25 protein-coding genes and 2 tRNA genes are annotated in these 22,961 nt (G+C 72.3%); 12 read left to right on the forward strand and 15 right to left on the reverse strand.

Translation table 11 applies throughout. The features are described 5' to 3' along the window. Positions 1 to 255: hypothetical protein (locus ACFYWM_RS23010; protein WP_389917482.1), on the reverse strand; the 255-nt coding region annotated here is incomplete at its 3' end. Between the two features lie 620 nt (positions 256 to 875). Here ACFYWM_RS23010 and ACFYWM_RS23015 point away from each other — a divergent pair. From ACFYWM_RS23015 to ACFYWM_RS23025, 3 genes are all read left to right on the forward strand, one after another. After that, entirely contained in the window at positions 876 to 2,261 is a 1,386-nt protein-coding gene (locus tag ACFYWM_RS23015) for a selenium-binding protein SBP56-related protein (RefSeq protein WP_389917483.1), read from the forward strand. A gap of 115 nt (positions 2,262 to 2,376) precedes the next feature. Beyond that, the gene (locus ACFYWM_RS23020; protein ID WP_389917484.1) at positions 2,377 to 3,012 is read left to right on the forward strand and encodes a hypothetical protein; all 636 of its coding nucleotides are present in this window, start codon (positions 2,377 to 2,379) and stop codon (positions 3,010 to 3,012) included. A 73-nt stretch (positions 3,013 to 3,085) separates the two neighbouring features. After that, positions 3,086 to 4,360, forward strand: a complete 1,275-nt coding sequence (locus ACFYWM_RS23025) for a serpin family protein (RefSeq protein ID WP_389917485.1) — start codon at positions 3,086 to 3,088, stop codon at positions 4,358 to 4,360. A gap of 112 nt (positions 4,361 to 4,472) precedes the next feature. Here the strand turns inward: ACFYWM_RS23025 and ACFYWM_RS23030 are convergent, their stop codons facing one another. Beyond that, positions 4,473 to 5,306 carry a hypothetical protein gene (locus ACFYWM_RS23030; protein ID WP_389917486.1) on the reverse strand — a complete coding sequence of 278 codons (834 nt, stop codon included), beginning with the start codon at positions 5,304 to 5,306 and terminating at the stop codon, positions 4,473 to 4,475. Between the two features lie 291 nt (positions 5,307 to 5,597). Between ACFYWM_RS23030 and ACFYWM_RS23035 the strand changes: the two genes are divergently transcribed. Further along, entirely contained in the window at positions 5,598 to 6,215 is a 618-nt protein-coding gene (locus tag ACFYWM_RS23035) for a MerR family transcriptional regulator (RefSeq protein ID WP_389917487.1), read from the forward strand. An 18-nt stretch (positions 6,216 to 6,233) separates the two neighbouring features. Here the strand turns inward: ACFYWM_RS23035 and ACFYWM_RS23040 are convergent, their stop codons facing one another. Together ACFYWM_RS23040 and ACFYWM_RS23045 are read right to left on the reverse strand one after the other, a co-directional pair. Next, complete coding sequence (locus tag ACFYWM_RS23040) at positions 6,234 to 6,728, reverse strand: SRPBCC family protein (RefSeq protein WP_389917488.1); 495 nt, start codon at positions 6,726 to 6,728, stop codon at positions 6,234 to 6,236. A 305-nt stretch (positions 6,729 to 7,033) separates the two neighbouring features. Next, positions 7,034 to 7,951, reverse strand: a complete 918-nt coding sequence (locus ACFYWM_RS23045; RefSeq protein ID WP_389917489.1) for a diacylglycerol/lipid kinase family protein — start codon at positions 7,949 to 7,951, stop codon at positions 7,034 to 7,036. Positions 7,952 to 8,151: 200 nt separating this feature from the next. On the opposite strand from ACFYWM_RS23045, the gene ACFYWM_RS23050 reads away from it, so the two are divergent. Continuing rightward, a complete protein-coding gene (locus ACFYWM_RS23050; protein WP_389917490.1) occupies positions 8,152 to 8,649 on the forward strand; it encodes a hypothetical protein in 498 nt (165 codons plus the stop codon). Between the two features lie 190 nt (positions 8,650 to 8,839). Here ACFYWM_RS23050 and ACFYWM_RS23055 read toward each other — a convergent pair. Continuing rightward, positions 8,840 to 8,912 (reverse strand) — tRNA-Ala (locus ACFYWM_RS23055). A gap of 19 nt (positions 8,913 to 8,931) precedes the next feature. Then, the gene (locus tag ACFYWM_RS23060) at positions 8,932 to 10,362 is read right to left on the reverse strand and encodes an MFS transporter (protein ID WP_389917491.1); all 1,431 of its coding nucleotides are present in this window, start codon (positions 10,360 to 10,362) and stop codon (positions 8,932 to 8,934) included. 127 nt (positions 10,363 to 10,489) lie between these two features. On the opposite strand from ACFYWM_RS23060, the gene ACFYWM_RS23065 reads away from it, so the two are divergent. Then, the gene (locus tag ACFYWM_RS23065; protein ID WP_389917492.1) at positions 10,490 to 11,374 is read left to right on the forward strand and encodes an RNA polymerase sigma-70 factor; all 885 of its coding nucleotides are present in this window, start codon (positions 10,490 to 10,492) and stop codon (positions 11,372 to 11,374) included. 64 nt (positions 11,375 to 11,438) lie between these two features. Then, on the forward strand, positions 11,439 to 12,644 hold the full coding sequence (locus tag ACFYWM_RS23070; RefSeq protein ID WP_389917493.1) for a phytoene desaturase family protein: 1,206 nt from the start codon (positions 11,439 to 11,441) through the stop codon (positions 12,642 to 12,644). Positions 12,645 to 12,661: 17 nt separating this feature from the next. Here ACFYWM_RS23070 and ACFYWM_RS23075 read toward each other — a convergent pair whose 3' ends face one another. The 5 genes from ACFYWM_RS23075 to ACFYWM_RS23095 form a co-directional block, all read right to left on the reverse strand. Then, positions 12,662 to 13,606 carry a metal-dependent hydrolase gene (locus ACFYWM_RS23075; protein ID WP_389917494.1) on the reverse strand — a complete coding sequence of 315 codons (945 nt, stop codon included), beginning with the start codon at positions 13,604 to 13,606 and terminating at the stop codon, positions 12,662 to 12,664. A gap of 67 nt (positions 13,607 to 13,673) precedes the next feature. Continuing rightward, positions 13,674 to 14,903 carry a CynX/NimT family MFS transporter gene (locus ACFYWM_RS23080; protein ID WP_389917495.1) on the reverse strand — a complete coding sequence of 410 codons (1,230 nt, stop codon included), beginning with the start codon at positions 14,901 to 14,903 and terminating at the stop codon, positions 13,674 to 13,676. 284 nt (positions 14,904 to 15,187) lie between these two features. After that, positions 15,188 to 15,835 (reverse strand): SRPBCC family protein, encoded by a 648-nt coding sequence (locus ACFYWM_RS23085; protein WP_389917496.1) that lies wholly within the window; start codon positions 15,833 to 15,835, stop codon positions 15,188 to 15,190. Positions 15,836 to 15,902: 67 nt separating this feature from the next. After that, entirely contained in the window at positions 15,903 to 16,283 is a 381-nt protein-coding gene (locus ACFYWM_RS23090; RefSeq protein ID WP_389917497.1) for a hypothetical protein, read from the reverse strand. Beyond that, entirely contained in the window at positions 16,280 to 16,642 is a 363-nt protein-coding gene (locus ACFYWM_RS23095) for a hypothetical protein (RefSeq protein WP_389917498.1), read from the reverse strand. Before ACFYWM_RS23095 ends, ACFYWM_RS23090 begins: the two co-directional genes overlap by 4 nt. A gap of 86 nt (positions 16,643 to 16,728) precedes the next feature. Between ACFYWM_RS23095 and ACFYWM_RS23100 the strand changes: the two genes are divergently transcribed. Next, positions 16,729 to 17,286 (forward strand): DUF523 domain-containing protein, encoded by a 558-nt coding sequence (locus tag ACFYWM_RS23100; RefSeq protein WP_389917499.1) that lies wholly within the window; start codon positions 16,729 to 16,731, stop codon positions 17,284 to 17,286. On the opposite strand, the gene ACFYWM_RS23105 is transcribed toward ACFYWM_RS23100, so the two are convergent. Beyond that, entirely contained in the window at positions 17,283 to 17,483 is a 201-nt protein-coding gene (locus tag ACFYWM_RS23105; protein WP_389917500.1) for a hypothetical protein, read from the reverse strand. The genes ACFYWM_RS23100 and ACFYWM_RS23105 overlap by 4 nt on opposite strands. On the opposite strand from ACFYWM_RS23105, the gene ACFYWM_RS23110 reads away from it, so the two are divergent. The 4 genes from ACFYWM_RS23110 (at position 17,473) to ACFYWM_RS23125 (ending at position 21,284) form a co-directional block, all read left to right on the forward strand. Continuing rightward, positions 17,473 to 17,991, forward strand: coding sequence for a hypothetical protein (locus ACFYWM_RS23110; RefSeq protein ID WP_389917501.1), 519 nt, complete (start codon positions 17,473 to 17,475; stop codon positions 17,989 to 17,991). The genes ACFYWM_RS23105 and ACFYWM_RS23110 overlap by 11 nt on opposite strands. A gap of 43 nt (positions 17,992 to 18,034) precedes the next feature. Next, complete coding sequence (locus ACFYWM_RS23115; protein ID WP_389917502.1) at positions 18,035 to 18,712, forward strand: response regulator transcription factor; 678 nt, start codon at positions 18,035 to 18,037, stop codon at positions 18,710 to 18,712. Continuing rightward, a complete protein-coding gene (locus ACFYWM_RS23120) occupies positions 18,709 to 20,049 on the forward strand; it encodes a sensor histidine kinase (RefSeq protein WP_389917503.1) in 1,341 nt (446 codons plus the stop codon). The genes ACFYWM_RS23115 and ACFYWM_RS23120 overlap by 4 nt, the downstream gene beginning before the upstream one ends. Positions 20,050 to 20,297: 248 nt before the next feature. Then, a complete protein-coding gene (locus ACFYWM_RS23125; RefSeq protein WP_389917504.1) occupies positions 20,298 to 21,284 on the forward strand; it encodes a helix-turn-helix transcriptional regulator in 987 nt (328 codons plus the stop codon). A gap of 220 nt (positions 21,285 to 21,504) precedes the next feature. Here the strand turns inward: ACFYWM_RS23125 and ACFYWM_RS23130 are convergent. The 3 genes from ACFYWM_RS23130 to rsfS all read right to left on the reverse strand — a co-directional run bounded on the left by ACFYWM_RS23130 (position 21,505) and on the right by rsfS (position 22,761). After that, a tRNA-Ala gene (locus ACFYWM_RS23130) sits at positions 21,505 to 21,577 on the reverse strand. Positions 21,578 to 21,703: 126 nt separating this feature from the next. Beyond that, on the reverse strand, positions 21,704 to 22,357 hold the full coding sequence (locus ACFYWM_RS23135) for a histidine phosphatase family protein (protein ID WP_389917505.1): 654 nt from the start codon (positions 22,355 to 22,357) through the stop codon (positions 21,704 to 21,706). Continuing rightward, positions 22,354 to 22,761, reverse strand: coding sequence for a ribosome silencing factor (gene rsfS, locus ACFYWM_RS23140; protein ID WP_362873202.1), 408 nt, complete (start codon positions 22,759 to 22,761; stop codon positions 22,354 to 22,356). Before rsfS ends, ACFYWM_RS23135 begins: the two co-directional genes overlap by 4 nt. Between the last annotated feature and the right edge of the window lie 200 nt (positions 22,762 to 22,961).

Below are 22,961 nucleotides of genomic sequence, written 5' to 3' on the forward strand. Positions count from 1 at the left end.
TCGCAGGCGCCGACGGCGCACCCGGACCGGAAGGACCAGCCGGACCCGCAGGCGCCGACGGCGCACCCGGACCGGAAGGACCAGCCGGACCCGCAGGACCTGAGGGACCCGCAGGGCCCGCAGGCGCCGACGGCGCACCGGGACCCGAGGGACCAGCCGGACCCGCAGGCGCCGACGGCGCACCCGGACCCGAGGGACCAGCCGGACCCGCAGGACCTGAGGGACCCGCAGGGCCCGCAGGCGCCGACGGCGCACCCGGACCGGAAGGACCAGCCGGACCCGCAGGACCTGAGGGACCCGCCGGGCCCGTTGGGCCTCAGGGCCCGCCCGGACCTCCCGGAGCGGGAACGGTCAGCAGGCCGATCGTCGGTCTCCCGGTCGTCGGTACCCCGGTGGTCAGCCTTCCGGTGGTCAGCACCCCGGTTTACTGGGCCCAGCCGAGGGCCTGCACGGTCGCCGCTGTGAGAGTCTGCTGAGATTTCCAGGGGCCTTACGGAAACAGGTCGATTGACGTGTCCCGGCCCGGCGGTTCACTTCGAAGGTCCGTAGGACCGGGAAAGTGAAACTCGGGAACGGCCGCGCGGGCCGGATGGCCGTCAACTGAAATATGGAGAGGTGCGGGGCATTATGCCTCGCACCTCTCCGCTTGTCCGAAACATTCGGTTTACTACCTTCCCCGCGAAACCCCTCGACCAGAGGATCTCGCGCCCACGCGGACCGTTTTCCGCGTTCACCGGCTCGCGAACCGGCGGAACCGGACGACCGGGCCCACCCTCCCGTCCACGCCGGTCACACAGAACGACCCCTGGACAACAGACAGTTTTCCTACATGATTAGTTGGGTACCGATTCCGGCTACGAGTTCAGGAGTTCACCGTGGCGCTCATTCAGCCCGATCCCACCTTCTATCCGTCGGCCCGCGACGCCATGACGGCCCCGAAGGAGGAGCTCGCCTACGTCGCGCTGCTCGCCACGACCGGTGACGACCGGCCGGACGGGCTCGCCACGATCGACCTGTCGGACGGGTCGATCGCCGACGTGCACGACATGTCCGTCCCCGGCGACGAGCTCCACCACTTCGGCTGGAACGTGTGCAGCGCCGCCCTGTGCCCGTACGCGCCGCACCCGCACGTGGAGCGGCGCTATCTGGTCCTTCCGGGCCTGAGGTCCAGCAGGATCTACATCTTCGACGTCAAGGACGACCCCTGGCGCCCCAAGCTCGTCAAGACGATCGAGCCGGAGACCATCTTCGAGAAGACCGGCTACAGCCGCCCGCACACCGTCCACTGCGGCACCGACGCCATCTACGTCAGCGCGCTCGGCAACGTGGACGGCGACGCGCCCGGCGGCGTGTTCACGCTCGACCACGACACCTTCGAGCCCAAGGGCCGCTGGGAGGCCGACCGGGGTCCGCAGCGGCTGCACTACGACTTCTGGTGGCACCTCGGGCACGACACGATGATCACCAGCGAGTGGGGCACGCCCAACCAGATCGAGCCGGGGCCCTCGCTGGAGCTTCTCGTCGGCCGGCAGTACGGCCACCGGCTGCACGTCTGGGACCTGGTCAAGCGCAGGCACCTCCAGGAGATCGACCTGGGCGACCAGCACCAGATGGCCCTGGAGCTCCGGCCCGCCCACGACCCGACCAAGACCTACGGCTTCGTCAACAGCGTGATCAACGTCGAGGACCTGTCGGCCAACATCTTCACCTGGTATCTGGACAACGGCGTCTGGAAGGCCCGCAAGACGATCACGATCCCGGCCGAGCCCGCCGACCCGAGCCTGCTGCCCGAGCCGCTCAAGCAGTTCGGCGCGGTACCACCGCTGGTCAGCGACATCTCGCTCACGCTCGACGACCGGATCCTGCTCGTCTCCGCCTGGGGCACCGGCGAGCTCAAGGCGTACGACGTCTCCGACCCCTTCGACCCGCGCGAGACCGGCTCGGTCCGGCTCGGCGGGATCGCTCGGCGCGAGGGCCACCCCGCCGATCCGGGCCGGGCGCTGAACGGGGGGCCGCAGATGGTCGAGGCCAGCAGGGACGGGCGGCGGGTGTACTTCACCAACTCGCTCTACCGCTCCTGGGACGACGTCTTCTACCCCGACGGCATCTCCAGCTGGATGGCGAAGGTGGACATCGCCGACGACGGTTCGATCGCCCTCGATCCGGGTTTCCTCGTCGACTTCGCCGCCGACGGCCGCCGCGCGCACCAGGTCCGCCTGCAGGGCGGCGACTCCTCCTCCGACTCCTACTGCTTCCCATGACCATGCGTCCCATGACCCCGGCCGCGGACCCACCGGCCACCGCCACCGCCTCCGCCGCCGCAGCCGCCCTCCCGCCGATCCCGGTCACCTTCCCACTTCCCGCGAGGCGTGTCCGATGGATCTGACGTCCCTGCTCGTCCTGGCCGGGCTCGGTGCCTTCCACGGTCTGAACCCGGCCATGGGCTGGCTCTTCGCGGTCGCGCTCGGGCTGCAGGAGCGCTCGCGCGACGGGGTGCTACGCGCGCTGCCGCCCATCGTGCTCGGTCACGCGGGCTCGGTGCTGATCACGCTCGGGCTGGTGTCGGCGGCCAGGCTGGCCGCCCCGCCCAAGGCGGTCTCGTACGGCGTGGCGGCCGTGGTGTGCGGGTTCGGCCTCTGGCGGCTGCTGCGGCGGCGCCATCCCCGCTGGGTCGGCATGAAGGTGACGAAGTGGCAGCTGGCCGGGTGGTCGTTCCTGATGGCCACCGCCCACGGGGCCGGGCTGATGGTGCTCCCGGTCACCCTGAACGGCGGACACGCCGGACACGGCGGGCACGGCGGCCACGAAGGACACGAGGCCGCCGCGCTGGTCTCGCAGAGCCTGCTGACGACCGGGGTGCACACGATGGCCATGCTGGTGACCACCACCGTCCTGGCCCTCGTCGTCTACGAGCGGCTGGGCGTGGCGGTGCTCCGCAAGGCGTGGTTCAACCTCGACCTCGCCTGGGCCGTCGCCCTCATCGGGGCGGGCGCCTTCGCCGCGTTCACCTGATGCCGCCCGCCCCGCGGACCGGCCGGCACGCGAACCGGGTGAACCGCCCGGCGGTGGCGTACGTCTCAGGAGCATGCGCCGACTGTTACCCGCACTGCTGGCCGTCGCCGCCCTCTCGGCGTGCGCCATGACCGAGTCCAGCGCGATCACCGCGAAGGGGGTGAAGCGGGAGGTCCCCAAGAACCCCCCTGTCGCGGAGACCGTACGTGGTCTGACCGCCTTCGGACACTCCCTGTTCGCCGCGACCGCGAAGCCCGGGGCCAACACCGTCCTGTCGCCTCTGAGCATCGGTTACGCCTTCGGCATGGCGAGGGCCGGGGCCACCGGGGGCACCGGGGGCACCGGGGGCACCGGGGGCACTGCCACCGAGCTCGACGCGGTCTTCGGCTTCCCCGCCGAGGGCCCGCACACCTCCCTCAACGAGCTCACCCGGCAGATCGTCACGACCGACGACCCGCCGCCCCCGCCCGGCCCGGACGCGGAGCGGGACGCCCAGGGAGGCGCCCCCGAGCCTCCGGTCATGGGCATCGCCAACGAGTTGTTCACCCAGGAGGGGCTGAGCGTCAAGCCCGGGTTCCTGCGCACGCTCGCGGCGCAGTACGGCACGGGCGTGCGCCAGGTGGACTTCACCGGGGACGCCACGGAGGTCATCAACGCCTGGGCCGAGGAGCGGACCGCCGGGCGGATCAAGAAGGTGTTCGACGACCTGCCCGCGAAGACCAAGCTGGTCATCGCCAACGCCATCTATCTCAAGGCCGACTGGACGACACCGTTCACCGACCCGCCGGAGGAGGGCGCCACCTTCACCCGCGCCGACGGTACGACGATCCGCACCCCCCTGATGCGCCGCGACGGCTCCATCCCGTACGCGGAAGGGTCCGGCTGGCAGGCCGTGGAGCTGCGTTACACCGGGGACGAGCTGGCCATGTGGGTCCTCGTGCCGCGGGCGGGCGGCTCCCCCGGCGACCTGCTCTCCCCCGCCGTGATGGCGCGGGTGGCCAACGGGCTCAAGGAACGGCCGGTGCGGCTCGCCATGCCCCGATGGGACTTCTCCGCGACCCTGGACCTGGCGGAGTCGCTCGCGAAGCTGGGGTTGCGGGGGAACGACTACTCGGGGATCGTCGACGGGGCCCACCTCGACCAGGCGATCCACCGCGCCAACATCGCCGTGGACGAGTGGGGTACCGAGGCCGCCGCCGTCACCGGCCTCGCCTTCCCCGCGTCGGCCCCGCCACCGCCCGAGGCCGAGGTCCGCGCCGACCGTCCGTTCGCCTTCGCGATCGTCCACCGGCCGACGCTGACCCCGCTGTTCATCGGCCAGGTCGCCGACCCGTCCGCGAGAAACTGATCCGGCCGCCCGGCGAGAGGTGACCGGGAAGGCCCCGGTCACCCCGCGGGCGACGACCGCGAGAACCCGTCCGCACGGCGAGGGTGACCGCGAAGGCCGTACCCCCGCGACCTCAGCCGGAGAGGGTGAGCAGGCCGTTGTCCACCACGGCCCGGCCGAAGGGGCGGGCCAGCTCGGCCAGGCGGGCCAGCTCGTCGTCGGAGAGCGCGGCGTACGCGGGCAGTGCCAGCTCGTCGGTGCGGTCCTCGATCCGCCGCCTGAGCGCCGCGCCCTCCTCGGTGAGCCCGTCGCCGGCCAGCAGGCCGCGCTCGCGCAGCCTCTCCTCGGCCCCGGCCCACTCCTCCTCGGGCCAGTCGCGGCTGAACTTGAGGAACACCGTGGGGACGTGCCCGGTCGCGGCGTGCAGGACCAGCGCGTCCAGCGGGCCGACACCCTCGGCGAGCAGGCACGCGACGTGCCCGTCCCCCCGGAACTCGCGAAGCAGCGTCTGGGCGTGCCAGAGCCGCGGGAGCGGCTCCGAGGGCCAGGGCAGCGCGGCGTGCGCGGCGAACAGCGGGCGTCCCTGGGGATGCTCACACGCCCTCTCCGCGGCGCGGACGGCGAGCTCCGTCGTCTCGGCGAGCGTGTCGATCTCGTGGATCCCGGCCCGGCGCAGGGCCGCCACGGCGGCTTCGAGGCGGGCCGCGAGCACCTTCTCCGGGGTCGTGACCTGCCACGCGGCGGGAAGCGCGCGCCGTACGAGAGCGGGGTGGAAGTTGTAGAAGGTCGCGATGACCAGCTCGGCGGAGGCGGTGCCGAAGGCCGCGGCGCGGGAGGCGAAGTAACCCGCGCGGCTGTCGAGACCGAGCGCGGCGTAGCGCTCGGTGGCCTCGGGCACGAAGTAGATCATCCCGTGGACGGGCTCCAGGCGGCGCCAGGATTGACGGGCCAGCTGGACGTCGGTCATCACGCCTCCAGGGAGTCAACAGGACAGCCGGCGCCCGGGACCCCCGGTCTCGCGCCGAGCGAGGCCGACGTCCCCTTCGAACCGACCAGTTGGTATCTGGGAACCTATTCCTACCCGCCAGTAGCCGTCAACGACGGTACGCCACGAAGACGCCCGGCCGGACCGGACGCGAGCACGACGACCGTGCGCGCCCGCTACCGAGGCCGTGGGCCGGGACTCGCGGAAGGGGCGGCGGAGACGGGGCCCGGGGTTGCGGCTGACACGGTGTCACCCCCTATACCTGGAGGCACCATGTTCAGCATCGGAGCGTTCTCCCAGCTCGGCCAGGTGTCGGTGCGCGTGTTGCGCCACTACGACGCGATCGGCCTGCTCCGGCCCGCCCACGTCGACCCGGGCAGCGGGCACCGCTTCTACCGGGCCGACCAGCTGTCGCGACTCAACCGCGTCATCGCCCTGAAGGACCTCGGCCTCACCCTGCGCCAGATCGGTTCGATCCTGGACGAGCGGGTCGACACCGCGGAGCTGTACGGGATGCTGCGGCTGCGCCGCGCCGAGCTGTGCCGGCGCGTCGACGCCGCCGGGGTGAAGGTCACCGGCTACGGCATCGCCCGGTACGAGCCCGAGGCCGACGGCCGGGTGACCGTGCGCGCCGGGCTGGAGGTCGCCGCGGAGACGAGCGGCGACCACGACTTCGCGGTCGTGGACCTGCCGGAGATCGAGCAGGCCGCCACGATCATCCACCGCGGCCCGATGGAGGAGGTGGGACCGACGTTCCAGACACTGGCCCACTGGATCGACGAGCACGACTACCGCGGTCTCGGGCTGGCCAGGGAGGTCTCCATCGACTGCCCGGAGGGCGACCACGACAACTGGGTGACCGAACTGCAGATGACGGTCACGCGGGTGTGACGACCACCCGGGCCGCGTTCACCGCGACGACCGGGGACAGCGGTCACGCGAGGTGGCCGTCCCCCGCGGACGGCGCCACGCGTCCGTGCTGACCAGATCGGCGAGGCGGCGGACGTTCTGCTGGAGCTTGCGCCTGAGCATGCGTTCGAGCATGGGAGCGCGCAGGCGCAGCAGGCCGGGGAGGCGGAGCCGGAACCACATGGTCACCCGGCACCGGTCGTCGTCCAGCGGCACGACCGACCTGCCGCCCTCGACGTCGATCCCCGACGTCCCCCGCCAGAGGAACTCCCTGCCTGGTACCACCGAGGTCACCAGGCCGCTGATGTAGAAGCCGCGTCCGGCGATACGCAGGGTCTCGTCGGTGGTGGTGCCCGGGACGACGAGACCCGGCGGATCGGGCGCCATCGTGGTCACGCCCGCGCGCCACCGGGGATCCTGTCCGAAGTCGGCGACGATCCGCCATATCTCGGCCGCCGGACGGTCTATGTCGATCGACACCTTCAGCTCGATCACGGTCCGTACACGATCCCCGTCGGCCGGTCGGGAACGGCGGCCTCGGTCCAGCGATTACCGGCCATCGACCCACTCTTTCCCACTAAGCGAAATCGGTCGATAAACCATATCCAATCTACATTTGTCATGAATGTTAACGAAAAGGGGGATTTTGTAACGCCCCCGGCGGCCGTACCCGCGAACCGGCCGCGCGCGGTGACCCGCGATCACGACCGGCCGGAACCGAGGGCCCGGGATCGACTCGTCAGAGCCGAGGGTCCCGGGATCACGGCCGGTCAGGGCCGGTCACGGCCGGCGCCCCCGGATCACGACTCGTCGGAGCCGGTGGACTCGGGGACACGGATGGTGATGCCGCCGGGCACGACCTTGGCCTTGAGCTCGGTGACGGTGCCCTTGGCGCCGCCGTCCAGCTCGTAGGTCATGGGGGTGGCGAACGTGGCGGTCACCTTGCGCGCCCGGGACATCCGGACGAACGGCGACTCGTCGGACCGCCCCACACTCATCCGGCCGAGCACGCGCGCCCACTGGATCGGCCCCGTCGCGGTGGTCACGCCGATCTCCAGCCACCCGTCGTCGGGACGCGCGTCGTCGAACGCCTCGATACCGCCGGTGATGGTGCCGACGTTGCCCAGCAGCAGGCAGCTCGCCTCGCCCTCGAACCACGTCACACCGTCGATCTTGACCTCCATCCGCACGAGCTCCCCCCGGACGTGGCGCAGGCCCGTCCAGACGTACGCCACGCGCCCCAGGCGGTCCTTCAGCCCCCGGTCGGCGTCCTCGATCATCGCCGCGTCGAAGCCGACCCCGGCCATGACGGCGAAGTGCTCCCCGTTGACCTTCCCGAGGTCCAGCTTCCTGCTCTCGCCGTGGAAGGCGATGTGCACGGCCTTGGGCAGGTCCTCGGGGATGCCCAGGTTCTGCGCGAAGAGGTTGGCCGTCCCGGCGGGAAGGATGCCGACCGTGACACCGGAGCCCGCGAGCGTGTCCACGCAACGCTGCACCATGCCGTCGCCACCCCACACCAGGACCAGGTCGGCCCCTTCCTTCAACGCCTTCTTCGCCTTCTTCGGCGCCTTCTTACTCTTGGGCACCTCGTACCAGAGCAGCTTGTCGACTCCCTCGTCGGCGAGAAGCCTGCGCAGCTCGTCCAGCCCTCCGCCGAACGTCTTCTTCTGGTGGGCGATCACCGCGACCGTGCCGACCTTCTGCTTGCCGGGCAGCATCTGACCTCCTGTGGCGCCACGTCGTGTTTGTCAACGGCTGCCCTCACCCCGGAGCGGCAAACGTCGCCCCTCCTCCGGGGAGTGAGTGCCCGCTCGTCGCGCGCCCCCAGCTCGTGCCCCGTTTTTTCCGTTTCCTGAGCGCCCATCCAGTTCGGCCAATCGGCGATGCGCGGATCCCGGGAGTCACTATGGTCACACCCATGGAGCAACTGGCGTTCGCCTCGACCACCCTGGTCAACTTCAAGGACAGGACCTACCGCTGGGTGGACGTGAAGCACTTCCGTCTCACCGCCCCGCAGGACGACGAACCGCTGCTCACCGCGCTGCTCTCCCACCAGCTGTACCGGAACGACTATCTGGGCTCCGGCTCCCGGGAGGACGACGGCCCGGTGCACGGCCCCTACCGCCTCGACGCGCTCTCCGCCGCCTCGTTCGAGGAGGTCGACCAGGAGACCGCCTGCGCCACGATCCGCACCTGGGCCGGCAGGTACGCCGACCTTCCCGAGACGATCGCCCACGACCTGGAGGCCGAGGTCTACCCGCTGATCCGCGCGGCCACCTCCCGCTACCGCCTCCGCACCCTCGACGAGGCGGCCCGCGACGACGACCTGGGGTGGATCCTCGGCGAGTTCCACGAACTCATCCTGATCGACCGGAACCAGGACTCCCTGGCCGTCGTCGTCGCCTCGGACGACTGACCCGCCCCGCCTTTCACAGAATTCGGGAACAGGCCGACGAGGCGGCCCCTGAGCGAAGCGAGGGAGGGGGGCGTGGGGGCGGAGCCCCCGCACCGGGGGGCCCGGGGGGTCGTCCCCCCGACAGAAACGACGAAGGGGCCCGCCGGAAGCAGGCTTCAAACCTGCGAACAGCGGACCCCAGTCACCGAAGTGGAGCTATGGGGATTCGAACCCCAGACCTCCTCCATGCCATGGAGGCGCGCTACCAGCTGCGCCATAGCCCCTTGCGATGCAGATGAAATCCTAACCGATTCGGGACAGTCCTCGCGCCCTCATTCCGGTCACGAGCGCGACGGCCGCCGAGCCCATGGCGCTCGCGGTGATGATGGCGAAGGAGATCACGTACGCGTCGCGGGAGGGGACGGAGGTGCCGGCGATGGTGACGGAGGTGAGGAGGGCCGAGGTCGCGGCGCCGGAGACGCTGCCGCCGATGGAGCGGACCAGGGAGTTGATGCCGCTGGCGATGCCGCTCTGGTCCATGGGCACGTGCTGCACGGCGAGCGCCCCCAGCGCCGCGTACCCGACGCCGAATCCCAGTCCCTGCACGGCGTTGGAGCCGATCAGGTGGAGCACCGAGTCGTTGAAGAGGGTGAACCACCCGAATCCGGTCGCGCACAGGCCCGCGCCGAGGGCGAGGGAGTAGGCGGGGCCGAGGCGCGTGGAGAGGCGGCCCGCCACGAAGGAGGCCAGCAGCATGGTCACGGTGCTGGGCAGGGCGTAGATACCCACGTCGAGGACCGACCCGCCGAAGCCGTACCCGGCCGACGGAGGTGTCTGGACGAAGCTGGAGATCAGGGTGAAGGAGCCGAACATGGCGAAACCCAGGAGCAGCGAGGCCAGGTTGGCCGGCAGGGACCGGGGCCCGACGAGCAGGTGCAGCCGCACCATCGGCGACCGGAGCCGCATCTGGCTGACGACCCACGCGGCGCAGGACAGGGCCGCGCCCGCGAACAGCCCGACGACGGTTCCCGAGCCCCAGCCCCAGTCGTTGCCCTTGGAGATCGCCAGCAGCAGGCAGACGAGCCAGACCGACAGCAGCGCCGCGCCGACGAGGTCGGGGCGGCCTCCGGCACCGGCCCCGCCGTCGTGGGCGCTGAGCGCGATGAGGACGACCGCGCCCACGGCGAGACCGGCGGTGATCCAGAAGACCGGGTGGTGGTCGGAGGTACGGTCGGCGATCAGGCCGGTGACGATCATGCCGAGGCTGCCGCCGACGCCCATGGTGGCGCTGACCACCCCGATGGCCGTCATGACCCTGGCGGGCGGGAAACCGTCCTTGATCATGCCGATGGCCAGCGGGATCAGCGCGGTCGACGCGCCCTGCAGGGCCCGGCCGGCGATCAACATGGGGAGCGAGCCGGACAGGGCGCAGACCACCGAGCCCAGGACGAGCAGGCCGACGGTGAGCAGGATCATCCGCTTCTTGCCGTACATGTCACCGAGGCGCGACAGCAGCGGCGTGGCCACCGCGCCGGCGAGCAGCGAGGCGGTGAAGACCCAGGTGACCTCGGCCACCGACACGCCGAAGGTGACCATCAGCCGGGGCAGCAGCGGGATGACCACGGTCTGCTGGACGGAGACGACCATCCCCGCCGTGGAGAGCGCCACCAGGGTCAGCCGCAGATGCCTGCCCTGCCGGATGGTGCCCGGTTCGGCGAGGGTCGTTCCCGTCACTGCCCACTCCTCCGCTGTCTCCGCTGTCTCCGCTGCGGACTTCCGCCCTCGCATGGTAAAGGGTCGCAGTAAACAACCGTTTACCGGGTCGTGTCACACCGGGGCCCCGTGATACGTCTGTCCTCCTATGGCCGTCGAGCGTTTCGAAGAGCACCGCGACCTGCTCACCGGGGTCGCCTACCGGATCCTGGGCAGCGTGACCGACGCCGAGGACGTCGTCCAGGAGGCGTGGCTGCGCTGGTCGGGGGTGGACGTCTCCCAGGTGGAGGACGACCGGGCGTATCTGATCAGGGTCGTGACACGGCTCTCCATCGACCGGCTGCGGCGGGTGAGGAGCCGGCGTGAGGCCTACGTCGGGTCGTGGCTGCCGGAGCTGGTCGTCACCCCGGACGTGGCCGAGCACGCCGAGCTCGCCGACTCGGTGGAGCTGGCCCTGCTCGTGGTGCTGGAGACCCTCTCCCCGCTGGAGCGCGCGGTGTTCGTGCTGCGGGAGGCGTTCGGCATGTCGTACGCGGAGATCGGCGAGGTGATCGGGCGCGGCGAGGCGGCGACCCGGCAGCTCGCCCGGCGCGGCAGGGAGCACGTCCAGGAGGGCAGGCCGAGGTTCGAGGTGGACCGGGGGCTGCGGCGCAGGCTCACCGAGCGGTTCGCCGAGGCGGCCGCGGGCGGTGACCTGGGGGCGCTGACCGCGATCCTCGCCGAGGACGTGTCGCTGGTCAGCGACGGCGGCGGCAGGGCCAAGGCCCCGCTGCGGGTCATCGTCGGCGCGAGCAGGGTGGCGCGCTTCCTGTCCTCGATCGCCACCGGGAGCCGCCTGCGGGGCTTCATGGAGAGCATCGGCGCCGGACCTGTCTCCGGTTTCGACGTGCGGATCACGGAGGTGAACGGCGGGCCGGCCGTGGTGGTGACCGCGGACGGCCGGCCGATCACCGTGTTCTCCCTGGTCGTCGAGGACGGCCTGATCAGGACCGTCTTCCTGGTGGCGAACCCGGAGAAGCTCGCCCACCTCTGATGTCCCCCGGGGAACGGCGCGGCGGTGATGTCACGAACGGCACCTCCCGGCCCGTCGTACGGGCATGACACGAGAGACGCGACAGATCAGCGGCGGCGACATCACCGTCGTCGGCGGCGGGCTCGCCGGCCTCACCGCGGCCATCGCGTGCGCCGAGGGCGGCGCACGGGTCACCCTCCACGAGGCGCACCGGGAGCTGGGCGGCCGGGCCCGCAGCACCGCCGCGCCGTACGTCGCCAATGAGGGCACCCACGTCTTCTACTCCGACGGCGAGCCCTGGCGCTGGCTGGCGGCCAGGGGGCTGGTCCGGCCGTACGCCAGGCTCACGCCGGGCATGCTCGCCAGGAGCAGGTTCCGCCACGGCGGCCGGCTGTCGGGGGTGCCGCCCAGGTCGCTGCTGGGGGCGCTCGCCAGGCGGCGGCTGCGGGCGCCGGTGGACGAGGACTTCGGCACCTGGGCCACCCGTCGTCTCGGCGAGGAGGGCATGCGGGCCGCCTCGGGACTGGCCGGGGTGATCACCTACGACGCGGACCCCGGGCGGCTGTCGGCGGCGTTCGTCTGGGAGCGGGTGCTGCGGGCGACCGCGCCGAGGTATCCGGCCCCGCGCTACGTCGTCGGCGGCTGGGGGCGGGTGATCGACCGGATGGCCGTCCACGCGCGCGGCCTGGGCGTGCGGATCGAGACCGGCTCGCGGGTGGACCGCCTGCCCGAGGGCGCCCCCGTGATCGTGGCGACCTCGCTGGACGCCGCCAGGACGCTGCTCGGCGACGGGTCGCTGCGCTGGGAGAGCGGGAAGGCCGTCCTGCTCGACCTCGGCCTGCGGGCGAGCGCCGGCGACCTCTTCTTCGTCTCCGACCTGGACGAGGGAGGCTTCCTGGAGCGCTACAGCCTGCCGGACCCCTCGCTCGCCCCCGGGGGGCACAGCCTCTGCCAGCTGCAGATGCCGGTCAGGCCGGGTGAGGCGAGGGCGGAGGCGATCTCCAGGGTGGAGCGGGTGGCCGATCTCGGGCTTCCCGGCTGGCGGGAGCGGACGACCTGGCGGCGGGAGGCCATGTGCGACGGCCGCACCGGCGCCCTGGACCTGCCGGGGGCCACCTGGCGGGACCGGCCCGCGATCGACCGGGGCGACGGCGTCTGGCTGGCCGGTGACGCGGTGGCGGCTCCCGGCCTGCTCAGCGAGGTCTCCTCGCACAGCGCCCTGATCGCCGCGGAGGCCGCCCTGCGGGCCGTCTCCGCGGCGGGCCGCCCGAAGCCGCGCCTGACCGCGTGATCCTCCCCCGGCGCCCCCTACGGGCCGACGGTGGTGAGCATGGTCAGCTCGGAACCGTCGGCGGACAGCTCCAGGGTCACGGCGACCGTGCCGAGCTCGGCGGTGCTCGACAGGTGCGTCCCCCCGCACGGGATGGAGACCTCGGCCTCGGGCAGGGCGCAGCGCCAGGTGCGCCGGGCGGTGAGCTCCGGGCCGGGGCTGTCGATCCCGACGGCGGCGTCGGCCTCGATCCACTCCCGGAGGCGGTCGCCGACCAGATGGGTGATCTTCGGGAGCTCCTCGGCCAGCCCCTCGGTGCCGAACCCCTTGCGGCGCAGCGACTTGCCCAGCCGGTAGACGTCGTGGCTGCCGCCGGGGAGGATCCGCGAGGAGACGATGGCGGCCTGGTCGAAGTCGGGGTGCCCCAGCCCGTCGGCGGGCACCTCCTTGCGCCACCGCCCGGCCAGCGCCGCGTTGAGCGCGAGGGCGGCGAGGTGGCAGGCGGTGTGCCCCGCCGAGAGCGCGCGACGACGCGCGGCGTCGACCACCAACTCGACCTCGCCACCGATCCCGACCCCGGCACCGGCGCCGGCACCGGCACCGGCACCGGCACCGGCACCGGTGAGACCGTCGGCGGCGGGACCGCCGCCCGTGACAGGTTCGCCCGCGACGGGTTCGGCCGTGACGTGGACGACCAGCCAGTGCCAGCCCGGGGTCCCCCGGCGCACCGGGATGTCCGCGCCGAGACGGACGGTCTCCTCACCCTCGGCCACGGCCCCGGTCACGCAGTCGGTCACCGCGATCCCGCCGATGGTCCCCGTGTCGGCGGGCTGGTCGGGCCAGGTGTGGTCCAGCGGGTGGAAAGGGGTCTCGGCCACGACGGTCCCGTACCCGTCGCCGACCGGCACGGTGGCGACGACGACCGAACGCCCCTTGACCTCTCCGCCCGGATAGCCGACCCGCGTCGAATCCGTGATTGGCATCGCCCCATTATGCCGGTACGGCCCGCGCCGCCCCCGAAAGGGCGCGGGCCGTACCGGTCACGGCGGGTCAGCGCGCCAGGGCCCGCTCGTCCTCCAGGTAGCCCGGACGGCCCGCGTGCCAGCCGGCCACGAACTGGACGGCGACCATCGCGAGCAGCAGCAGGAACGGCAGCGTCCAGCCACCGGTCGACTCGTGCATGACGCCGACGAGCAGGGGCCCGGCACCCGCGATGAGATACCCGGTGCTCTGCCCGAAGGCCGACAGCGCGGCCGTCGCCTCGGGAGTGCGGGTACGCATGGCGAGCATGGTCAGCGCGAGCGGGAAGGACCCCATGCCGATGCCGACCAGTCCGGCGAAGGCCCAGGCCAGGCTGGAGGGCCCGAGCCAGAGGCCGAGGAAACCGGCCGTGTAGAAGAGGACGAAGGCGGCCACCACCGGCCTCTGGTCGGAGAACCTCGACGCGATCGCGGGCACGACGAGCGAGACCGGGATGCCGATCGCGGTGAAGACGCCCAGGACCAGGCCCGCCTGCGAGGTGGTGTAGCCGCCGTCGGTGAGGATCTTCGGCAGGAAGCCGAACATGATGTAGGCGACCATGCTCTGGGTGCCGAAGTAGGCGGCGACCGCCCAGGCCAGCCTGCTGCGGAGCAGGACGCGGGCACCCGTTCCCCCGCTCGCTCCGTGCCGCTCCGGCTCACTGCGCGAGAGCGCAAGCCACGGAATGGCGGCGACGGCGGCGAACGCCCCCCACACCCCGAGGGCAACGTGCCAGTTGCCGTCGGTGGCCCGCTGGATGGGCACGGTCGCGGCGGCCGCGAGCATCGTGCCCACCGCGAGGGCGGTGGTGTAGACGGTGGTCATGGTCCCGGCCCGGCCGGGGAAGTGGCGCTTGATCAGGCTGGGGATGAGCACGTTGCCCACCGCCCCGCCCGACAGCGCCAGGGCGCTGCTGTAGAGGAAGACCTCGGCGGAGCCGACCATCGATCGGACGAGCAGGCCCGCGCCGAGGACGAGAAGGGCGAGGAGCAGAAGGCGGTGCTCCCCGACCTTCCTGGCCAGCGCGGGGGTGACCGCGCCGACCGAGGCGAAGATGAGCACGGGCAGCGTTGTGAGCAGCCCGGCTCCGACGGCGGTCATGCCGAGACCAGAGGTGATCTGGTCGAGAACCGGCCCGACGCTCGTGACGGCGGTGCGCAGGTTCAGCGCCGCGAGAACGATCCCCAGCACGAGCAACCAGGCGAGAGAGCCTGTCGTTCCACCGGTGCGGCCCCTGGTCTGATGGGTGAGCACGCTCATGCTGGTTTCAGTCCTCCTTAGGGTTTCATCCAATCGTAGGATGATTGGCTGACCCCGACTGTAACAGGACTAAAACCTCGATTTGTTCCTGACCTCGCGCGCCGGACCGCACCGGGCGCGAACACCTGACAACGTGAAAGCCGGGCCACGTCCCTCTTTACAGAACGTGACCCGGCTCTCTCACGCACCGGCGCGACCTCGGCTTCCGTGTGCCCGGAACCCCGGACAGTTCGGACGACGGACGCCGGGGCGACGGCACCGGGCGCGCCTACCTCGGGCGCGCGTCAGATGCGCGGCCCCGGGGAGGGCGGCGGCTCCTCGCCGAGCCCGCGACCGGCCGGGGGCAGCGGCGTGCCACCGGGCGGGGGGAGCGACGGGTCCGACGGGTAGGACTGGCCCACCGTACGCGGGGGCACAGGCTCGTCGAGGCCGTACCCGCCTCCCGTGCCCGTACCGGTACCGGCGTCGCCGTGCTCGTGCGGGCCGGGCACCTCGCCGCGCCACGCGCCGGTCTCGCCGCCGCGCGACTCGATGAAGGTCTTGAAACGCTCCATGTCGCCGCGGACGCGCAGACGGACGATCTGCAGCCAGTCACCGACGGTCTCGACGAACCCCTCGGGGTCGTACTCCATCTGCAACGTGACCCGCGTGGTGTCGGGGCCGAGATGGTGGAAGGTCACCACGCCCGCCTGGTGCGGCCGTTCGACCGACTTCCAGGCCACCCGCTCGTCGGGGTGCTGCTCGGTGATCTCCGCCTCGAACTCCCGGCGAACCCCTGCGATCTCGACGACCCACGCCGTGCGCGTGTCGCTCAGCTGCTTGATCGTCTCGACGCCTTCCATGAACTCGGGAAAGCTCTCGAACTGGGTCCACTGGTTGTACGCGGTCCGGATCGGCACGTTGACGTCGACGGACTGTTCAATCGAGCTCATGACCGTGTCCTCCCTTGTGGTTCGGTCGGTTCGGGAGGCACACATGCCCGGTGAGGTACGGCCCTAACTAACGGCGCCGCAAAAGCCAGTAAAGGCCCAGGACAGGGAGCACAAATGGGATGAACAGGTATCCACTTCCATAACCTGACCAAACCGTGGCACGTGGGAAGGCCTCGGGGTCGACCATGCTGAGCGTGCCCACGATGAGCACCCCGGCCAGCTCGACACCGCAGGCGACCAGCGCCAGGGTCCTGTTCCCCCTGGCCAGCGCCACGGTGAGCACGACGTAGACGGCGGCGGCGAACGCCGACAGCGAGTACGCCAGCGGGGCCTCCTGGAACCGGGTGGCGATCTGCACGGCGGCACGGGCCCCCGCCGCGAGGGCGAACACCCCGTAGACCGCCACCAGCGCGCGTCCGGGGCCGGTGCCGATCGCCGGCTCGCTCACGGCAGCCCCTGCCAGACCTGGAGCATCCGCCCGACCATCCCGGGGATCGCGAAGCCCGCCACCGCGATCACCGCCGGCCCCCAGCGCGAGCGCTCGCCGTACCCCCAGAACGCCGCCACCGGCGGGATCACCAGGCTGCCCGCCAGGTAGCCGATGAGCGTGGCCGTCTCCGCGGGCCCCTCGCCCCTCACCAGCGCGGCGATCACGAACCCCGCCTGGACGAGCAGGCCGAGCTCCAGCACCCCGAGCGAGACGAGGAGCGTTCTCCCCATCGGCCGGTTCCGCATCGTGGTGACAAGGCTGAAGATCCCGATCACCAGCGAAAGCAGGATCAGGCCGGTCGCGAGCGGGCCGATCATCGGAATCCCGGGACATCGGAAGGCATGGGCAGAAGGGTACTGCCCGGCCCCCTCGCCCCCCGCGCCGCGCCACGTACTCTGGGGCCGTGGAGAGGATCCTGGTCAGCGCCTGCCTGATGGGGCGGAAGGTCCGTTACGACGGGGCCGCCAAGACGAGCGGCGACGCGCTGCTGGCCGAGTGGCGACGGGAGGGGCGGCTCGTCCCGTTCTGCCCCGAGGTCGAGGGCGGCCTGCCCGTCCCGCGCCCGGCCGCGGAGATCGAGGGCGGGGCCGGGGGCGAGGCGGTCCTGGCCGGGAGGGCCCGGGTGCTGACCGCCTCGGGTGCCGACGTCACGGAGGCCTTCCTCTCCGGCGCGCGGGCGGCGCTCGCCGCCGCGCGGGCCCACGGCGTGCGGGTGGCGATCCTGAAGGAGGGCAGCCCCTCCTGCGGCAGCCTGAGCATCTACGACGGCGCCTTCGGCGGCCGGCGGGTGCCCGGTGACGGGGTCACCACCGCCCTGCTGGAACGGCACGGCGTCGCGGTCTTCGACGAGAGTCGCGTCGCCGAGGCCGCCGCGCGCCTGCGCGACCTCGGCGACCGGCCCCTCGGCGAGGACCGGGGCCGGGGGGACTCACCGGGAGAACACCCCCGCGACCGGTTCTAGTACTCCCACAGGTCGGTGCGGTTCTCCCCGCCGATGCAGAAGACCGCCGAGCCGTGCTGTCCCTGGACGAGGTCGACCCGGATCCAGCCGGTGGCCGAGGCGACCTTGGCCTCGTAGCCCGCGTTGGGAGCGGCGGCGATCAGGCGGCACACCCCGTTCTCGATGGCGAACGAGACCGAACCGCCCTTGACGTTCACCACGCGCAGGTTCTCGGTGGAGACCGACTGCGTCCGGGTGGCCGTGGCCCTGGGCGCGGCGGACGACGAGGGGGTGGGGGCGGCCCGGGTCGCGCTGGGCCTGGCCGGGGGCCTGGAGGAGGATCTCGACGGCGACGCCGACGGCTCGGGACGGGAGAGCCCGGCCTGCCGCGTGCGTACCGGCGTCGCGGCGGTCCTCGACGGGGAGCGCTCCGGCCGCGGCCTGGCGGTGTCCCGCGCGGGCGGGGTGAGGCGGGGCGCCGGGCTCCGGCCGAGCGCGACGGAGGAGGCGGTCGGCGTGCCGACGGTCGGCGGCCCCGTGGGCGCTCCCGGCGGCAGCGTCGAGTCTCCCGTACGGCCGAGGGCCGCGTTGAGGGGTTCGACGCTCGCGTCGTCGAAGACCTCGCTGCGGAGCACGTCGCGGACACCGAACCAGGCGACCGAGATCGCCAGGACGGTGGCCCCGCACCACACCGCTATGAACCCCAGCGTCTGCCGCATGTCGTGAATTATTACGCCATATGTCTCGTTGTTCACTACCGTTACACGGCATGGCGACGGTTCTGGTGGTCGAAGACGACGAGTACGTACGATCCGCGATCATTCAGGAACTCGGCAGGCGCCAGCACGCCGTGCGCAGCGCGGGGCGCGCCCTCGACGCGCTGAGGGAGATCACCCAGACTCCCCCGGACGCGGTGATCCTCGACCTCGGGCTGCCCGACCTGGACGGGGCTGAGGCGCTCAAGATGATCCGCAGCGTCTCCAGCGTGCCGGTCATCGTGGCCACGGCCAGGGACAACGAGGCGGAGATCGTCCGGCTGCTCCAGGCGGGGGCCGACGACTACCTGGTCAAGCCGTTCTCCGGCGACCACCTGAACGCCCGCCTGGACGCCGTGCTGCGCCGGGCGCGCAGCGCGACCCCGCCCTCGGTGCTGTGCGTCGGCGCGCTGTCGGTGGACCTCAACCGGCGCGAGGCCGGGCTGGACGGCGCCCCGCTCACCCTCACCAGGCGCGAGTTCGACCTCCTCGCCTACCTCGCCGCCCGCGCCGACCGGGTGGTCTCCCGCAAGGAACTGCTCACCGAGGTGTGGCAGCAGTCCTACGGGGACGACCAGACGATCGACGTCCACCTGTCGTGGCTGCGCCGCAAGCTCGGCGAGAGCGCCTCCGCCCCCCGCTACCTGCACACCGTGCGCGGCGTGGGGGTCATGCTGATCACTCCGCCGTGAGGCGGACCCTCGCCCTGCTCACCGTCGCGGGGACCTCGATGGTCGCCCTGGCCTTCCTGATCCCGCTCGGGCTCATCGTCAGGGAGATCGCCCACGGCCGGGCCATGGCCGAGGCGGAACGGCAGGCCTCGGCGCTGGTCCCAGTGCTGGCCATCACCGTCGATCCGGACCGGCTCACCCACGCGCTGCTCAGCACCGGCGCGCGGGACCGGATCGCGGTCCACCTGCCCGGCGGCGGCTCGGCCGGTACCGTCAGGGCCCCCGCCGACACCGTGGCCGCCGCCTCCCGGCTCACCCGGGCCATCACCGCGGAGATGGACACCGGCTACCTCCTGCTGCGTCCCGTCGCCCTGGACGGCGGCAGGACCGTGGTCATCGAGATCTTCATCCCGTCGGCGGACCTCACCCGGGGCGTGGCCTCGTCGTGGGCGGTGCTGAGCGGGGTGGCCGCGGTGCTCGTCGCCGGATCGCTGCTGGTCGGCGACCGGCTGGGCGTGCGCGTGGTGCGCTCGGCCCGGCGGCTGGGCAAGGCGGCGAGTGCCCTGGGCGCCGGGGACCTCAGCGTCCGCATCGAGCCCGAGGGCCCGCCCGAGCTGGTCGCGGCCGGTGAGGCGTTCAACAGCATGGCCGACCGCGTGGTCCAGCTGCTGGCCGCCGAACGGGAGATGGCCGCCGACCTGTCGCACCGCCTGCGCACCCCCCTCACCGCGCTCCGGCTCAGCCTGGACCACCTGGGGCCCGAGGCCGATCAGAGCAGGAGCGCGCTGGGCCGCCTGGAGGCCGAGGTGGACCAGATCATCGCGGCGGCCAGGCAGCCCTCCCGCGCTCCGGAGCTCGTCCACTGCGACGCCGCCGAGGTGCTGCGCGAGCGGCTGACCTTCTGGTCCGCGCTGGCCGAGGACCAGCGGCGCCCCTGGGAGCTGATCGGCGCCTCGGCGCCCGTACGGGTGCCGGTCGCGGCCACCGAGCTCAGTGCCGTGGTGGACGCGCTGCTCGGCAACGTCTTCCGGCACACCCGCGAGGGCACGGCGTTCACGGTGACCCTGCACCAGGGCGCGGGTACCGTCGGCATGCTGATCGCCGACGCCGGTCCCGGCATCCGCGACCCCGAGGCGGCGCTGCGGCGCGGGACCAGCGGGGCGGGCTCCACCGGGCTCGGCCTGGACATCGCCCGCAGGCTCGCCGAGTCCTCGGGAGGCACGCTGCGGATCGACGCCTCCTCCCTCGGCGGCGCCAGGGTCCAGCTCTGGTTCCGCACCGACCGGCACGACCGGCCCCCGCGTACCGCCCGGCGCCTGGTCGGCGACCGCTGGCCGCGCAGGAGGACACCACGCTGAGGAAGGTGCCGCACGCCCGGCACGGGCGTTGGTTAGGTCATCCGTAAACCCACCTTAAGTAAGCCTAAAACGCCCCCTCTCACCGTTCAGGCTGACCGATCATGAAGAGGAGCGCGGACGTCACCGGCGTCCGTGGTTCCCGGTTCGCCCTACCGTGCCGGCCTCGCGTTCAGACGGAGGAGGCGCGGCCGGCGCGGCAAGGGCGAACCGGGAACCCACATCCGCACCCTCGCCGGATAATTCACGACATGCGTGCGAGCCGTCTCATCTCCCTGCTGATGCTCCTGCAGGCCCGCGGCAGGATGACCGCCCGGGAACTGGCGGCCGAGCTCGAGGTCTCGGTCCGGACCGTCTACCGCGACGTGGACTCGCTCCACTCCGCCGGCGTGCCGCTGTACGGCGACGCGGGCCCCTCCGGCGGCTACCGGCTGCTCGACGGGTACCGGACCCGCCTCACCGGGCTGACCGCGGGCGAGGCGGAGTCGCTGTTCCTGGCCGGGATGCCCGGTCCCGCCGCCGCGCTCGGCCTGGGCCCGGTGGTGACGGCCGCGGGGCTCAAGCTGATGGCGGCACTCCCCGGCGGGCTCAGGGACAGGGCCGGGCGGATCCGCGAGCGCTTCCACCTCGACGCGCCCGACTGGTACCACGGCACCGACGAGACCCCGCACCTGGCGGCGGTGGCCGACGCCGTCTGGAACGAGCGCCGCCTGGAGATCCGCTACCGCCGCTGGAAGGCCCCCCAGGACGTGGCCCGCACGCTGGAGCCGTACGGGCTGGTCCTCAAGGGGGGACGCTGGTATCTCGTCGCGCGCGGCGACGAGCACGTGCGGACCTACCGGGTCTCGCAGATCCTGGAACCGCCCGCGCTCGGGGAGCCGTTCGAGCGGCCCGCCGGTTTCGATCTCGCCGCGCACTGGAACGGCGCCCTGGAGGAGTTCGAGACGTGGCTGCGGCGGGGCGAGGCCGTCATCCGGCTCTCGCCGTCCGGCATGGAACGGCTGCCGGACATGGTCCGCCCGGCCGTCCCGCGAGCCGCCGAGGCCACCGCCGAACCCCCCGACCACGAGGGCTGGACGCGGGTCACGGTCCCGGTCGAGTCCCCGGGGCACGCGCTGGCGGACTTCCTGCGCTTCGGCGCGGACCTGGAGGTCCTCGCCCCGGCGGAGTTGCGCGACCTCGTCGCGAGGACCGCGCGGGCGGTGGCCGGGATCTACGGCCGTCCCGGAAGCGGATGACCGGCTCGTGGCACGTCGTCGCTCACGCCCGCCGGGATCCACGACCGAGCCGGGACCGGATGACCAGGGCCGTTCCCGAGCTGGGGCCGTTCCCCAGCCGGGGTCGTTCCTGAGCCGGGGCCGTCCCCCAGCCCCACAAACGCAGAGATCCCGCCCGATCGAGATGATCGGGCGGGATCTCGGCGACGCGCTCCGGGCCCGTTCGGAGAACGGCCCGACGTGGAGCTATGGGGATTCGAACCCCAGACCTCCTCCATGCCATGGAGGCGCGCTACCAGCTGCGCCATAGCCCCTGGTCACCGCTTCGAGTGCTCTCGTCGCGGCGCTCGGGAAGCATATAAGGACACCCGCGTGTTCACCTAATCGACGGCCGCCCGGCCCGCGCCCGCCACCGGGGCGCAAGCCGTGCCGCCCGAAGGTCACCCCCGGGCGGCCTCGGGGCCGTCGTCGGTGGCCTCGGGGCTGTCGTCGCTCCTGACCGGCTCGGGGAGGGTCCCGGCGTTGTGCTCCAGCAGGCGCCAGCCCTTGCGCGCCTCCTCCAGCACCGACCACGAGCAGTTTCCGAGCCCGCCCAGGGCGGGCCAGAGCTCCTGCGGCAGGTTCATGAGCTTGGCGATGCCGAGCCGGATCGCCGCCCCGTGCGAGGCGACGACCAGCAGGCCGTCGGAGTCCATCTCCCCCGCCCAGCGGCGGATGGCCGAGGAGACCCTGTCGGCGACGTCGCCGACCGCCTCACCGCCCGGGGCGTCCCAGTTGGTGAACTCCCTGGGCCACCTCTCGGAGATCTCCTCGCGGGTGAGCCCCTCCCACTGACCGCCGCCCCGCTCGCGCAGGTCCTTGTCGACGGTGACGTCCAGGCCGGTGACGCGGCCCAGCGCCGAGGCGGTGTCGAAGGCCCGCTGGAGATCGGAGGAGACGATCATCGTGGGGCGGAGCGCGGCGAGCAGCGAGGCCGCGCGGGTGGCCTGCGCGATCCCGGTCTCGTCGAGGGGGATGTCGCTGTGACCCTGGAAGCGGTGCTCGACGTTCCACAGCGTCTGGCCATGTCTGAGGCAGACGACGCGACGACTCACTCAGCTACCGCCCCGCGGGCGCGCTGGGCGGCGACCTGGGTCACGCTGTCGGGCAGCGCGATGGAGGGGCAGTCCTTCCACAGGCGCTCCAGCGCGTAGAAGGTGCGGTCCTCCTCGTGCTGGACGTGCACGACGATGTCGATGTAGTCCAGCAGGACCCAGCGGCCCTCGCGCTCGCCCTCGCGGCGGACGGGCTTGGCGTCGGCCTCGATCCGCAGCCGGTCCTCGATCTCGTCGACGATGGCGCGGACCTGGCGGTCGTTGGAGGCGGAGCAGAGCACGAACGCGTCGGTGATGACGAGCTGGTCGCTCACGTCGTAGGCGAGGATGTCATCGGCCAGTTTGTCCGCGGCCGCCTCGGCGGCGAGCCTGACGAGCTGGACGGATCTGTCGGTTGCTGTCACGGTGTGGGTCAGTCCTCCTGCTAGTCGGCGCTGTCACCTATCAGGGTGCCCGATTCGGGGCTCGTTGAAGAGCCACCTTTTGAACAACGCCTATCGTGTGCCACCCGATTCCGCGCCGCAAACGAATTGGCGGCCTGATCAGGGGCGTCCTTCGCGGCCGGGACCGCGCTTGTCGATCTCGGGTGGGACGGGCACCGGCC

Origin of the sequence: Streptosporangium sp. NPDC002721 (genome assembly GCF_042888905.1) — a bacterium.
GTDB lineage: Bacteria > Actinomycetota > Actinomycetes > Streptosporangiales > Streptosporangiaceae > Streptosporangium.

What these genes read in the sequence shown, in the direction of transcription:
- ACFYWM_RS23020 (WP_389917484.1), top strand. Translation starts at nt 2,377, where the DNA reads ATGGATCTGACGTCCCTGCTCGTCCTGGCCGGGCTCGGTGCCTTCCAC.
- ACFYWM_RS23025 (WP_389917485.1), top strand. Translation starts at nt 3,086, where the DNA reads ATGCGCCGACTGTTACCCGCACTGCTGGCCGTCGCCGCCCTCTCGGCG.
- ACFYWM_RS23030 (WP_389917486.1), bottom strand. Translation starts at nt 5,306, where the DNA reads ATGACCGACGTCCAGCTGGCCCGTCAATCCTGGCGCCGCCTGGAGCCC.
- ACFYWM_RS23035 (WP_389917487.1), top strand. Translation starts at nt 5,598, where the DNA reads ATGTTCAGCATCGGAGCGTTCTCCCAGCTCGGCCAGGTGTCGGTGCGC.
- ACFYWM_RS23045 (WP_389917489.1), bottom strand. Translation starts at nt 7,951, where the DNA reads ATGCTGCCCGGCAAGCAGAAGGTCGGCACGGTCGCGGTGATCGCCCAC.
- ACFYWM_RS23050 (WP_389917490.1), top strand. Translation starts at nt 8,152, where the DNA reads ATGGAGCAACTGGCGTTCGCCTCGACCACCCTGGTCAACTTCAAGGAC.
- ACFYWM_RS23065 (WP_389917492.1), top strand. Translation starts at nt 10,490, where the DNA reads ATGGCCGTCGAGCGTTTCGAAGAGCACCGCGACCTGCTCACCGGGGTC.
- ACFYWM_RS23070 (WP_389917493.1), top strand. Translation starts at nt 11,439, where the DNA reads ATGACACGAGAGACGCGACAGATCAGCGGCGGCGACATCACCGTCGTC.
- ACFYWM_RS23075 (WP_389917494.1), bottom strand. Translation starts at nt 13,606, where the DNA reads ATGCCAATCACGGATTCGACGCGGGTCGGCTATCCGGGCGGAGAGGTC.
- ACFYWM_RS23080 (WP_389917495.1), bottom strand. Translation starts at nt 14,903, where the DNA reads ATGAGCGTGCTCACCCATCAGACCAGGGGCCGCACCGGTGGAACGACA.
- ACFYWM_RS23085 (WP_389917496.1), bottom strand. Translation starts at nt 15,835, where the DNA reads ATGAGCTCGATTGAACAGTCCGTCGACGTCAACGTGCCGATCCGGACC.
- ACFYWM_RS23095 (WP_389917498.1), bottom strand. Translation starts at nt 16,642, where the DNA reads ATGATCGGCCCGCTCGCGACCGGCCTGATCCTGCTTTCGCTGGTGATC.
- ACFYWM_RS23115 (WP_389917502.1), top strand. Translation starts at nt 18,035, where the DNA reads ATGGCGACGGTTCTGGTGGTCGAAGACGACGAGTACGTACGATCCGCG.
- ACFYWM_RS23125 (WP_389917504.1), top strand. Translation starts at nt 20,298, where the DNA reads ATGCGTGCGAGCCGTCTCATCTCCCTGCTGATGCTCCTGCAGGCCCGC.